This is a genomic window from Streptomyces tailanensis (assembly GCF_008386495.1).
In the GTDB taxonomy this organism is placed as follows: Bacteria; Actinomycetota; Actinomycetes; order Streptomycetales; family Streptomycetaceae; genus Streptomyces; species Streptomyces tailanensis.
In genome coordinates, this window is record NZ_VTHJ01000120.1 from 1 (window position 1) to 11,764 (window position 11,764).

General features: G+C 68.1%; 10 protein-coding genes and 1 pseudogene. 4 read left to right on the forward strand and 7 right to left on the reverse strand.

Annotation, left to right across the window (positions count from 1 at the left end; genetic code table 11):
* The first annotated feature begins 408 nt into the window (after positions 1-408).
* On the forward strand, positions 409-1,572 hold the full coding sequence (locus F3T56_RS44380) for an ISAs1 family transposase (RefSeq protein ID WP_149831139.1): 1,164 nt from the start codon (positions 409-411) through the stop codon (positions 1,570-1,572).
* Positions 1,573-1,655: 83 nt separating this feature from the next.
* On the opposite strand, the gene F3T56_RS44385 is transcribed toward F3T56_RS44380, so the two are convergent.
* Genes F3T56_RS44385 through F3T56_RS44395 form a run of 3 tightly spaced genes read right to left on the reverse strand, consistent with a single transcriptional unit; the run spans position 1,656 to position 5,105 of the window.
* A complete protein-coding gene (locus tag F3T56_RS44385) occupies positions 1,656-3,296 on the reverse strand; it encodes a glycoside hydrolase family 13 protein (RefSeq protein WP_149831140.1) in 1,641 nt (546 codons plus the stop codon).
* 55 nt (positions 3,297-3,351) lie between these two features.
* Positions 3,352-4,185, reverse strand: a complete 834-nt coding sequence (locus F3T56_RS44390) for a carbohydrate ABC transporter permease (RefSeq protein ID WP_149831141.1) — start codon at positions 4,183-4,185, stop codon at positions 3,352-3,354.
* The gene (locus tag F3T56_RS44395) at positions 4,182-5,105 is read right to left on the reverse strand and encodes a carbohydrate ABC transporter permease (protein WP_246204776.1); all 924 of its coding nucleotides are present in this window, start codon (positions 5,103-5,105) and stop codon (positions 4,182-4,184) included. The genes F3T56_RS44390 and F3T56_RS44395 overlap by 4 nt, the downstream gene beginning before the upstream one ends.
* 163 nt (positions 5,106-5,268) lie before the next feature.
* Here F3T56_RS44395 and F3T56_RS44400 point away from each other — a divergent pair, with 163 nt between their 5' ends.
* Positions 5,269-5,769, forward strand: a complete 501-nt coding sequence (locus tag F3T56_RS44400; protein ID WP_149831142.1) for a hypothetical protein — start codon at positions 5,269-5,271, stop codon at positions 5,767-5,769.
* Here the strand turns inward: F3T56_RS44400 and F3T56_RS44405 are convergent.
* Complete coding sequence (locus F3T56_RS44405) at positions 5,684-6,517, reverse strand: IS5 family transposase (RefSeq protein WP_149831143.1); 834 nt, start codon at positions 6,515-6,517, stop codon at positions 5,684-5,686. The two genes, F3T56_RS44400 and F3T56_RS44405, sit on opposite strands and share 86 nt — an antisense overlap.
* Positions 6,518-6,926: 409 nt before the next feature.
* Complete coding sequence (locus F3T56_RS44410) at positions 6,927-8,222, reverse strand: ABC transporter substrate-binding protein (protein ID WP_149831144.1); 1,296 nt, start codon at positions 8,220-8,222, stop codon at positions 6,927-6,929.
* A 368-nt stretch (positions 8,223-8,590) separates the two neighbouring features.
* Between F3T56_RS44410 and F3T56_RS44415 the strand changes: the two genes are divergently transcribed.
* Both F3T56_RS44415 and F3T56_RS44420 read left to right on the forward strand, forming a co-directional pair.
* Positions 8,591-9,673 (forward strand): LacI family DNA-binding transcriptional regulator, encoded by a 1,083-nt coding sequence (locus tag F3T56_RS44415; protein WP_342787069.1) that lies wholly within the window; start codon positions 8,591-8,593, stop codon positions 9,671-9,673.
* Between the two features lie 78 nt (positions 9,674-9,751).
* Positions 9,752-10,159, forward strand: a pseudogene (locus tag F3T56_RS44420) (Ku protein); the annotation flags it as partial.
* Between the two features lie 180 nt (positions 10,160-10,339).
* On the opposite strand, the gene F3T56_RS44425 reads toward F3T56_RS44420, so the two are convergent.
* A complete protein-coding gene (locus tag F3T56_RS44425) occupies positions 10,340-10,513 on the reverse strand; it encodes a DUF6233 domain-containing protein (RefSeq protein ID WP_216373099.1) in 174 nt (57 codons plus the stop codon).
* A 100-nt stretch (positions 10,514-10,613) separates the two neighbouring features.
* Positions 10,614-11,624 (reverse strand): IS3 family transposase, encoded by a 1,011-nt coding sequence (locus F3T56_RS44430; protein ID WP_425473749.1) that lies wholly within the window; start codon positions 11,622-11,624, stop codon positions 10,614-10,616.
* Positions 11,625-11,764 lie beyond the last annotated feature (140 nt).

Genomic DNA, 11,764 nt, shown 5'->3' on the forward strand with positions numbered 1-11,764 from the left:
GGCCGCCTCACCGCAGGCCAACTCTAGCCACACCAAGCCCAGTTACACCGCTCGCTTTACAGACCCGCGGAGCGAGTGCCTGCCACCATGAAAGTGGCTGACCACCCTGGTACCGCCTCGGGCCGGCGCTGGCAGCCGCTCTCCTCCTATTCCGCAGGGAGAGCGTTGCAGCTGTCCGTTGTCCAATGGGCCAGGGCCTCTCCGGTCAGCGGGGAATAACACCGGTGAGGCCCCAGGGGCCGTTGCATGATCACGATTCGTCCGGAGTGCCGTGCTGGCCCGTCTTGGAGGGGACATCCCGGTTCGGGCAGGGGGCGGACGCAGTGCAGGCACGGTCTCAGTGATCATGTGAGTGTCGAAGTCCCATGAACACCTGGCGAGTCCGTGCCTGCTCCTGCATCTTCTCCCATGCCCACCGCGCTGGCCCAACTGGGCCGGACTGCCGCGCCGGTCCCGCTGGCGGACGCGGTCGCGCTGTCCGGCTTCCTGGATCTGGTGCCCGACCCCCGAGGCGTCCGTGGCCGCCGCTACCGGTTGTCCGCCCTGGTCGCCGCGGCCGCGGCGAGTGTCCTGGCCGGTGCCCGCTCGCTCACCGCGATCACGGAATGGATCGGCGACGTCCCCGCGTGGGCCTGCCGGGTTCTCGGCTTCCCCACCGACCCGCTCTCCGGCACCGTGTCCGTCCCGCACCCCCACACCCTGCGCCGTCTGCTCGTCCAGCTCGACGGCGACGCCCTGGACCGGGCGATCGGCGCCTTCCTCACCGCCCGCGCCACCCCGGCCGGCCCCGGACTGCGGGCGATCGCTGTCGACGGCAAGGCCCTGCGCGGCTCGCGCACCCGCGTCACAGGGCACGTCACCCTGCTCGCCGCGATGGACCACATAGGCCACGTCCTGGCCCAGCGCCAGGTCACCGACAAGAGCAACGAGATCCCCGCCTTCCGGCCCCTGCTGGACGGCGTCGACCTGACCGGCACGGTCATCACCGCCGACGCGCTGCACACCCAGCACGCTCACGGCACCTACCTCCGCGAGCGCGGTGCCCACTACATCGCCCAGGTCAAGGCCAACCATCCCAGCCTGTTCGACAGGGTCCGCCGCCTGCCATGGCGTGAGATCAGGCTCGACCACCACGACCGTACGCGGGCCCATCACCGCCTGGAGATCCGGCGGCTGAAGGCCGCCGCCTTCGCCCACCTCGACTACCCAGATGCCAGCCAGGCCCTGCAAGTCGTGCGCTGGAGGAAGGACTTCACCAGCGGCAAGCTCACCATCGAGCGCCTCTACCTGATCACCAGCCTGCCGCCCGGCGCGGTCACCGGCGCCCAGCTCGCCGACTGGATCAGAGGGCACTGGAAGATCGAAAATCTTCTGCACCACGTCCGCGACCGCACGTTCCGCGAGGACGACTCCAAGATCCGTGTCGGCCATCTTCCGCGCATCATGGCCGGCCTGCGCAACCTCGCCATCGGCGTCCACCGTCAGAACGGCCACACCAACATCGCCGCCGCTCTACGTCACACCGCCCGCGACTGGCGAAGGCCCCTGGCTGCCCTCGGACTCACCGGATGAATCCGGACAGACCTCGATCATGCAAGGGACCCTGGGTGAGGCCCTGGCGAATGGAGAGGGGGCGTTGCCCCTGGGGGGGATGGTTAGACCTTGAGCCAGACCGCGTGGTCCGGTTCCAGAAGTCCGTCTCTGATCGGGCCGCTGGCCAGCGAGATCGTGCTGTGTTCAGGCAGCTGGTACGGCTCGTTCGACAGGTTGACCACGCAGGTGAAGCCGGGTTCGCGGCGGAAGGCGAGGACGTCGGCGGGGGCGTCGAGCCAGGTCATGGTGCCGTCGCCGAGGGCGGGATGCGCGCGGCGCAGGCGCAGGGCGGTGCGGTACAGCTCCAGCATTGATGTCTCGTCGCCGGTCTGTGCCTCTACGCTGCGCTCGCTCCAGTTCGCGGGCTGCGGGAGCCAGGGTTCGGCCGAGGCGTCGGCCTGGCTGAAGCCGAAGGGCGCGGTCTGTCCGGACCAGGGGATGGGGACGCGGCAGCCGTCGCGGCCCTTGTCGGTGTGGCCGGAGCGTTCCCAGATGGGGTCTTGGAGGACGGATTCGGGCAGGTCTTCGACTTCGGGGAGGCCGAGCTCGTCGCCCTGGTAGATGTAGGCGCCGCCGGGGAGGGCGAGCATGAGCAGGACGGCGGCGCGGGCGCGGCGGGTGGCGAGGTCCAGGTCGACGCTGCCTTGGGGCTGATAGCGCTGGTTGGGAACCCAGCGTGCGACGGTTTCGCGGGCGTAGCGGCTGGTGTGGCGCATGACGTCGTGGTTGGACAGTACCCAGGTGGCGGGTGCGCCGACGTCGCTGAGCATGGCGAGGGAGTCGTCGATGACCGTGCGGAGGTCCTTGGCATCCCAGCTGGCCATGAGGAAGTCGAAGTTGAAGGCGGTGTGCAGGCCGCCGGGGCGGACGTAGGCGGCGAGACGTTCGGGGGTGTCGGCCCAGGCTTCGGCGACGAAGGCCCGGTCACCGTCGAACTCGTCGGCGACCTTGCGCCAGGTGCGATAGATGTCGTGGACCTCGTCGCGGTCCCAGTGCGGGTGCTGGACGCAGTGGCGCGGCTGCCTGTCCGCTGGGTCGGGCAGGGGAGGCAGGTCGGGCAGTTCGGGGTCCTTGACGAGTCCGTGGGCGACGTCGATGCGGAAGCCGTCCACGCCCCGGCTGAACCAGAAGCGCAGGATGGACTCGAACTCGGCGTGTACGTCGGGGTGTTGCCAGTTGAGGTCGGGCTGTTCGGGGGCGTAGAGGTGGAGGTACCACTCGCCGTCGGGCAGGCGGGTCCAGGCGGGGCCGCCGAAGCAGGAGACCCAGTTGTTGGGCGGCTCGGCGCCGTCGGTGCCGCGGCCGGGGCGGAAGATGTACCGCTCGCGCTCTGGGCTGCCGGGGCCGGCCGCGAGGGCGGCCTGGAACCAGGTGTGCTGGTCGGAGGTGTGGTTGGGCACGATGTCGGGGATGATGCGGATCCCGTGTTCGTGGGCGTCGGCGATGAGTTGCTCTGCGTCGGCGAGGGTGCCGAAGAGCGGGTCGATGGCGCGGTAGTCGGCGACGTCGTAGCCACCGTCCGCCATCGGGGACTTGTACCAGGGGTTGATCCACAAGGCGTCCACGCCGAGCGACTTGAGGTAGGGCAGGCGGGAGCGGAGGCCGGCGAGGTCGCCGACGCCGTCGCCGTTGGCGTCGGCGAAGCTGCGGACGTAGATCTGGTAGATGACGGCGCTGCGCCACCAGGGCGTGGTGGAAGGCATTCTGTTGAACGAGTCCTTTGAAGGGGATGTGGGGGATTCGGGCCAGAAGGGGCGGCTACTTGGCTGCGCCGGCGGTGAGGCCGGCGACGATGCGGCGCTGGAAGATGAGCACCATGATCACCAGGGGGACGGTGACGAGGACGCCAGCGGCCATCTGGCTGCCGAAGGGGATGTCGAACTGGGTGGCGCCGGTGAACTTGGAGATGGCGACTGGTGCGGTCTGGATGCTGGGCCGGTTCGTCATCGACAGGGCGATGAGGAATTCATTCCAGGCAGCGATGAAGGCGATGATCGCGGTGGTGAAGATACCTGGCGCGGCGAGCGGGATGATGACCTTGCGGAATGCCTGCCCGCGGGTGCAGCCGTCGATCATGGCGGCCTCTTCAAGTTCGTCGGGCATCTGCTTGAAGAACGTGGTCAGGTTCCACACCGCAAGGGGCAGCACGAAGGACATGCTGGGCACGATCATCGCCTGGTAGGTGTTGATCCAGCCGATGTCGGTGAACAGCTTCAGCAGCGGGACCACGATCGAGACGACCGGGAACATCGACGTGGCGATGATCAGCGTGAGGATCAGCCGCTTGAAGCGGAACTGCAGCCGGGCCATCGCATACGCGGTGAAGGTGGCCAGCAGCAGGGCCAGCACGGTGGTGGTGCCGGAGACGATGAGACTGTTGAGCAGGGCGCGGCCGAATCCCTGGGAGGGGCTGAAGACCGCACGGTAGTTCTCGAACGACACCGAGGTCGGCAGCAGCGAGGTGTCGAAGATGTCGGAGGTGCTGCGCAGGCTGGAGACCAGCATCCAGTAGAAGGGTGCCAGGCAGTAGGCCACCACCGCGGCAACGCCCAGGTAGAGCAGCCAAGTTCGCCATTTCACGGTCGCGGTCATGCCGATGCCTCCGCACTGCCAGCCGCCGGCGAGGCGGGCCGGAGCTTGTTGTTGCGCTTGGTCTTGCGCGGGCCGCCCACGTCGCCGACGAGGTCGGTGCCCAGCAGCCGGACGAAGCCGAGCGCGATGAGGAAGACGTAGATGAACAGCAGCACCGCATAGGCGGCGGCCGGGCCGAAGCGGACGTTGGACGCCTCGTTCTGGGCGAGCATGGACAGGGTCTCCACGGAGTTCTTCTGCGCGCCGATGAGGAGGTAGGGCAGGTCGAACATCCGCAGCGCGTCCAGGCAGCGGAAGAGCACCGCCACCAGCAGGGCGGGCTTGACCAGAGGCAGCGTGATCCGCCAGAACTGGGCGAGCGGGCCGGCCCCGTCGATGCGGGCCGCCTCATACACCTCCTTGGGGATCACCTGCAGGCCGGCCAGGACGAGCAGGCCGATGAAGGGGGCGGTCTTCCACACCTCGGCGATGATGACGGCGACCTTGGCGTGGAAGCCCTCGGTGGTCCACAACACCTGTTGGCCGAGGAGGGCGTTGGCGATGCCGTCACTGTTAAAGATCCACCGCCACAGCAGGCCCGAGATGGCCGTGGGCACGGCCCAGGGGATGAGGATGGAGGCGCGGACCAGGGCCCGGCCGCTGAACGCCTTGTGCATGATCAGCGCCATCGCGAGACCGATCAGCGTCTCCAGGCCGACGGTGACGACGGTGAAGAAGGTGGTGTTCCAAAAGGCGTTCCAGAACCGGTCGCCGGCCTGGCCGAAGATGTCGGCGTAGTTCTGCAGGCCGACGAACGGCTCGGTGTCGCTGATGAAACCGGTCTTCGGATCCAGGCCCTTGGCACCGTACAGCGACTCCGTGAACGCCATGACCGTCGGGTAGAGGACGACGACTGTGAGCACCAGGAGCGTCGGCGACACCAGCAGCGCCGCAGTGCGCCCGGAAGCCGCGGTCGCCCAGGCCCGCTTAGAGGGCTTCTCGAAACCGAGTGTGGTGGCTGAGTTTGTGCTGCTCAGGCATGGTGCCGGGGTGGGGGAGGTTAGGTCCGGTGCGTCCGTTGAGGTGGCGTGCTGGAGGTGTGTGATGGCGTCGGTGCTGGGGCGGCTGGAGGAGCGGGAGCGTGCGGCCCGGAAGCGGGTGGAGGAGTTGCAGGCCGAGCTGGAGGCGGCGCAGTCGGAGTGGGACGAGTGGCTGATCGCCCGCAGGCGGGTCGGCGAGGTGTGGGAGACGGGTGAAACCGCACGCCAGGACGCTGTGGCGGGGAAGATGTCGGAGGGCAACAAGGCCAGGACGCCGTCGGCGGTGAAGCCCGGGTCGCTGGTCCCGGTATGGCGGGAGGGGTTGTCGGCCGAGGTGCTGGCGCCGGAGTATCAGCAGGTTATGGGCCTGCTGGCCGAACGCCGCGCCACCAGCGGTCAGCCGCTGAACTGCCGTGAGGTCACTGCCTTGTTGGGGCTGGAGGTGGTTCCGGCGAAGACCGAGGGCGTGCGGTGCAAGCTCAAGCGGCTCGTTGCGCGGGGATGGGCGCACGAGCCGGCACCGGGCCGGTTCGCCTGCGGCGACGGCCGAGGCGGCGGGTCATGACCATGGTCATCGACCACAGGATCATCGCCTCCGACGACGCGGGCAGCCGCTCGTAGTCGCGGGCCAGGCGCCGGGAGCGGGTGAGCCAGGCGAAGGTCCGCTCGACGATCCACCGTTTGGGCAGCACGACGAAGCCTCTCTGGCCGTCGCTGCGGCGGATGATCGTCAGTATCAGGTTCAAAACGGTCGCGCACCAGCCCACCAGCATGCCGGTGTATCCGCTGTCCGCCCATACGCGCCGAAGCCGGTGATGCCGTGCGGCGGCCTGGGCGAGGAGGTCCTGGGCAGCGTGGCGGTCCTGCGTCGAGGCGGGGGTGACCATGACCGCCAGGATCAGGCCGAGGGTGTCCACCACGATGTGCCGCTTACGGCCCTTGATCTTCTTCCCGCCGTCATAACCGCTGGTCGCGGCCTCGACCGTGGACGTGCCCTTCGCGGACTGCGAGTCGATTGCCCCGGCCGTCGGCTCCGCATCCCTGCCCTGCGCTTGGCGGGTCGCAGCGCGTAGCCGGTCGTGGAACTCGCCGATCAGCCCCTGCTTGCGCCAGCGGGTGAAGAACCGGTGCACTGCCTTCCACGGCGGGTAATCGGCAGGCAGCGCGGGCCACTTCACGCCGTTGTCCACCACGTACCGGATCGCGTCGAGTATGTCCCGGTGGCAGTACTCCTCCGGCCGGCCGCCCCGGCCCCCGGCCCACGCCGGCACCGGAATCATGTCGCGGACCGCGGCCCACTCCTCCTCCGTCATGTCGGTCGGATAGCAGTGCCCGCCGGACGGATTGTCCGCCGCGTTCCCGTACTTGTGGGCGAAGCAGTCACACTCCCGCGTGTCCCAAATGGATTGTTCCGCCGCTGACGGATACAACTGCTGCAACAGGGCCTCCCCGGCAGCCTGGTGGACTCGACACCCTCCGTGCTACCGAGAGGCCCTGTCTTCATGCCCCCGCGCGGCCACAATCACCTGAACAGCACACCCGTACGGAACCCCTGGCCCCACACTCGGTTTCGAGAAGCCCTCTTACCTGCCTTCACCGGCGCGGATCTCCTTCCGGCAGGACCACCGGTGGTGTCCCCGGTGGTGTCCCCGGTGGTGTCCCCGGTGGTGTCCCCGGTGGTGCCGGGTGGTGGGATGTCGGTGTCGACCACGGCCTTTCTCCTCACTGTGCCGCGGACTTCTGCAGTGCGCTCTGCAGGTCCTTCAGCGCCTGCGCGCTGGACTTGTCACCGTTCAGGGCCGCGTATGCCTCCTGCTGGATCGCCGAGGACGCGTCGCCGTACTGCACCACCCGCGGGCGCGGCACAGCATTCAGGATCGACTTCTTCAGCACCGGCAGGTACGGGTACTGCTTGACCAGCGCCTGATCGTCGTACAGGGACCCGTACGGCGGGGCCATGGAGGCGTCCTTGAGGAACGTCGCCGCGCTCGCTTCGCTGGTGAAGAACTTCATGAAGTCCAGCGCGGTGGCCTTGTTCTTGGCGAAGGAGGACAGGGCCACGTTGTGGCCGCCCAGGCTGGAGGAGCCAGCGCCGCCCAGGCCGGGCAGCGGCGCGACCGCGAACTTGCCCGCCACCTTGCTCTTCTCGGCCAGCGAGTACACGTACGGCCAGTTACGCAAGAAGATCAGCTTGCCGGACTGGAACGCCTGGCGGCCTTCCTCCTCCTGGTAGGTGATGGCCGCCTTGGGGATGGTGCCGTCCTTGAAGGAGTCGACGAGGAAGTCCAGGCCCTTCTTCGCCGCGGGGGTGTCGACGTCGGGCTTGCCGCCGGCGTCGGTGATGACGCCGCCGGCGGAGTTCACGGCCTCGGCGAAGTTGACCGTCAGGCCCTCGTACTTCTGGAACTGGCCGGCGTAGCAGTCCATGTCCTTGGCCTCGGGCAGCTTCTTGACCTTGGCGCAGGCGGTCTTCATCTCCGCCCACGTCGTCGGCGCGGCGCTGATGCCGGCCTTCTTCAGCAGGTCGGTGCGGTAGTACAGCACGCCGCCGTCGGAGTGATGCGGCACCGCATACAGGTTGCCGCGGTACTTGCCCGTCTCCACCACCGGCTTGAGCATCTTGTCCAGCGGGAACTGGTCGGCGGGCAGCTGGTCGATCCACTGGTGAGCGGCGAACTCCGAGGTCCACACCACGTCCATCCACAGCACCGTGTAGGCGTCGGACTTAGTCTCGGCGTTCTGGATCATCTGCTGGCGCTGCTGGTTCACGTCTGACGGCAGCTGGACGAAGGTGACCTTCTCCTTGGGGTACTGCGTGTTCCAGCTGTCGATCACGTTCTGGACGACGCCGGAGCTGTCCTTGGCGGCCGCGAAGGTTATTGGGCCGCGGCCCGAGAACGACGGGCTCTTCGACTGCCCCGAGGAGCTGTCGCTGTCGGAGGAGCCGCAGGCGGTGAGGAGCCCGGCGGCGACGAGCACGGCCGAGCACTGAAGGACTCTGGTGGTTCTGGCGTTCACTGTCTCTCCTGGACGTGCGGAACCGAAGTCTCGGCGAGGGCGCCCTGTAGGGAGTAGCTACCGAGATGACTCTGGGATGCCTCTGTTACGAGACTGTGCTGTCACGGCGTTCTGTAGATCAAAAGCGCAGGTCAAGGCATCAAAGGATGACTTCACGGCGACGGCCCTGCCTCCGCTGAGACAACGCTTGCACCGTAGGAGTGCACCCACTGGAAGTCAATGCGTAACGCCCTAGTAGCGCGGATGCTTTACGGGGGAACTCTCCTGCACTTACACGATGTAAGCGGTCATTCCACCCTTGGAGACTCTCGTGACAGCGCTGTCACGAAGGCTGCCGTCAGAGGCCCGAACTGTGCTAACTTCCGCTCATGTCACCAGCTCAGCGGCACCCCACCTTGGCCGACGTCGCCGAACGGGCGGGGGTCTCCCCGTCCACCGTCTCGCGCACCATGCGCGGCCTGACATCGGTCTCACCCGAGGTCCGGGCCCGGGTCGAGCAGGCCGCCCGCGAGCTGAACTTCGCGGTCTCGCGTCAGGCGTCGAGCCTGGTCACTGGCCGTACCGGTGTCATGGCGGTGCTCGTCCCCACGCTCGACTCGTGGTTCATGGGGGCGGCGCTGTCCAGCCTGGGCCCGCTGCTGCGGGACGCGGGCATGGAGATGACCGTCTACGTGGTCCCAGATCTGGCCGAGCGGGCTGAGTTCTTCGACCGCCTGCCGGCCCGGCGCAACGCGGACGCGCTGCTGGTGTTCTGCTTCGACCTCACCAAGGACGAGACCACCCGCCTCGACGACCTGGGCATGCCGGTCATCTACATCAGCCAGCACGTCGAAGGCCGCCCCAGCGTCTACGTCGACGACGTCTCCGCCGCCTGCAAGGCCACCCGCCACCTGATCAACTTCGGACACCGCCGCATCGCCTTCGCCCACACCGTCAACGCCCGCGGCTTCAGCTTCAGTTCACGCGAACGCCTCGTCGGCTACCGACAGGCACTCACCGAGGCGGGCATCCCCCCGGACGACGACCTCATCGTCACCACCCCGCCCCGCGACAAACGCGGCACCACCCAAGCTGTCGGCAACCTTCTGAGCCTGCGCGAACCACCCACAGCAATCTTCGCCGAGCAGGACGAACTCGCCGCCTCCGTCATCTCCACCCTGCGCACCGTGCAGATCGACGTGCCCCAGCGCATCTCCGTCCTCGGCTTCGACGACCAGCTCATGGCCGAATGGCTCGACCTGTCCACCGTCGCCCAGTCCCCCTCCGACATGGGCCGAGCCGCCGCCGAACTGGCCCTGAAACTCATCAACGACTCCGAAGCGGACCGCAGCCGGCACATCGTCCTGCCCACCCATCTCATCCCACGAGGAACCACAGCCCCGCCACCCGCTCACCACAGCGAGCAGGAAAGCTCCGGCGGACTTTCGAAGGACGCAGCCCGTCACGAGTGAACACAGGCGGCCTGGGATCGACCGCCTGGCGGCCCATTCCGCAGCTACGGATAACCGGGATCACCAGTACTCAGGAAGGCCCTGGAGCGGTCGTCGAAGGCGGCTATTGCGAAGTTCGCGCTGCGGGGCCGGGAGCGGCTCGGGCTGCTGCGGGTCCGCGATGACGCTCTCGTGCTGCACGCCCTGCACTGGGATGACGAGATCCGCGACCCGTCCTCCCTCGCCCCGGAGCCGGTGACGCTGTCGGACGAGGAGGTCGAGCAGGCCATGCGCCTGATCGACATGCAGTCCGCTGAAGCGCTGGAGGATCTGGGGCTGGCCGACCAGTACACGGAGGCTCTGGAGGAGGTCATCGACGCGAAGCGTGAGGGCCGCACGCTGCCTGAGGTGCCGGAGGTGGAGCAGCCGCGGCAGGTGGTGGATTTGATGGCGGCGCTGGAGGAGTCGGTGGCGAAGGCGCGTGCCGGCCGCGGCGAGAGCGCGTGACCCCTGACAGATATCGGTGTCTGGTCTCTTTCGCTGTGGCTGGAATGTGGTGCATGGTGGTGCGCATGGGAGCCGCTCCACCCCCCTGGGAGCGGCTCCCGCTGGGCCCTGCCGGGCGAGTTTTGGCGGTGCCCGCCGCACCTCCCGGTTTCCTCCCCGCGGGAGGCTATGCGGCTGCCGTCAGTCGAGCAGGCCGAGCTCGGTGTCGGGCCGGCAGTGGGTGCACGCCTCGACCCCTTCGGCGAGTGCCCGCACCGCCTGCTCGCGGCTGATGCCGCGCACGGTCTTGCCTGCCATGTGGCAGCCGCCGACGTGGACGGCGACGGGGTGGCGGCCGCCGAGGGACTGCTGCATCAGCCAGTCTGGTGCGGGTGGCCGGGCGGCGATGCCGCGCTGGCGCTCCTGCTCGCGGCGTTCTTCGTCAGTGTCAATCCCCTCGCAGCGTGGAGACGATCTATGCGGCCAGTCCCTCGGCGAGGGTGGCCCGGTAGTCACGTTCGTAGTCGATCGGGCTCTTGAACCCGCACACGCTGTGTAGCCGCCTGGCGTTGTANCGGTAGTCACGTTCGTAGTCGATCGGGCTCTTGAACCCGCACACGCTGTGTAGCCGCCTGGCGTTGTAGAAGTCGGTGATCCAGGTGGCGATCTTGATGCGGGCCTCGGTGCGGGTGCGGAAGGCCTGCCGGTGCACGTACTCGACCTTCAGCACGCTGTTGAACGCCTCACTCACGGCGTTGTCGAAACATGACCCGACCCGGCCCATGGACTGGGTCACGCCGAGTTTGCGGCACGCCCGCCGAAAGCGCCGAGACGTGTACTCGCTGCCCCTGTCCGTGTGCATGATCACGCCGCGTACGTCGCCGCCGCGGGTGGCCGCGGCCATGTTGAGCGACGCCACCACCAGCTCCGCATCATGCCGCTCGCCCATCGCGTAGCCCAGCGAACGGCGGGAGAAAAGATCGATGACCGTCGCCAAGTACAGCTTGCCCTCGCCCGTGTCGATCTCTGTGAGATCGCCGCACCAGACGAGGTCGGGCTCCTCTGCGGTGAAGTCCCGGCGCACCAAGTCCGGGGCCGCCGGCCGCTTGCCCGGCCTGGTCAGCGACCGGCGCCGCCGGATCTTCCGTCCGGCCAGCCCGAGCTCGGCCATGACCTTGGCGACCGTGTTCACCGACACCCGCCAGCCGCGCCGGACCAGCTCGATGAACACCTTCGGCGAGCCGTAGGTGCCCCCGGACCGCTGGAAGATCTCCTCGATCTCCTCCACCAGGTGCTGCCGACGCACCTCCCGCGCGCTCGGTTCACGATCGCGCCACTTGTAGAACCAGGACTCGGACACGCCCAGTGCCCGGCAGCCGATGCGGTGCGGAATCTTCTGTTCGGCCTTGCAGCTGCTGATAACCCTGACCGCCACGGCCGGGTCTGCCTCAGCTACTTCACCCACAAGGCCACGAATCGCTTGCACACATCACGCTCCATCTCCAGCTCACGGATGCGCTTGTCCTTCTCCCGGGCCTCGGCCCGCAGCCGCTCCAGCTCGGCCCGCTCACCCTCCCGCAACCGGCCACCCGATCCTGCCCCCGCCGACGCCCGGACGGGCGTGTC

Excerpts from the sequence above, each read along its gene's own strand:
- F3T56_RS44425 (WP_216373099.1), bottom strand. The coding sequence starts at position 10,513 with ATGCAGCAGTCCCTCGGCGGCCGCCACCCCGTCGCCGTCCACGTCGGC.
- F3T56_RS44415 (WP_342787069.1), top strand. The coding sequence starts at position 8,591 with ATGTCACCAGCTCAGCGGCACCCCACCTTGGCCGACGTCGCCGAACGG.
- F3T56_RS44385 (WP_149831140.1), bottom strand. The coding sequence starts at position 3,296 with ATGCCTTCCACCACGCCCTGGTGGCGCAGCGCCGTCATCTACCAGATC.
- F3T56_RS44380 (WP_149831139.1), top strand. The coding sequence starts at position 409 with ATGCCCACCGCGCTGGCCCAACTGGGCCGGACTGCCGCGCCGGTCCCG.
- F3T56_RS44400 (WP_149831142.1), top strand. The coding sequence starts at position 5,269 with ATGGCGTCGGTGCTGGGGCGGCTGGAGGAGCGGGAGCGTGCGGCCCGG.
- F3T56_RS44390 (WP_149831141.1), bottom strand. The coding sequence starts at position 4,185 with ATGACCGCGACCGTGAAATGGCGAACTTGGCTGCTCTACCTGGGCGTT.
- F3T56_RS44405 (WP_149831143.1), bottom strand. The coding sequence starts at position 6,517 with ATGACGGAGGAGGAGTGGGCCGCGGTCCGCGACATGATTCCGGTGCCG.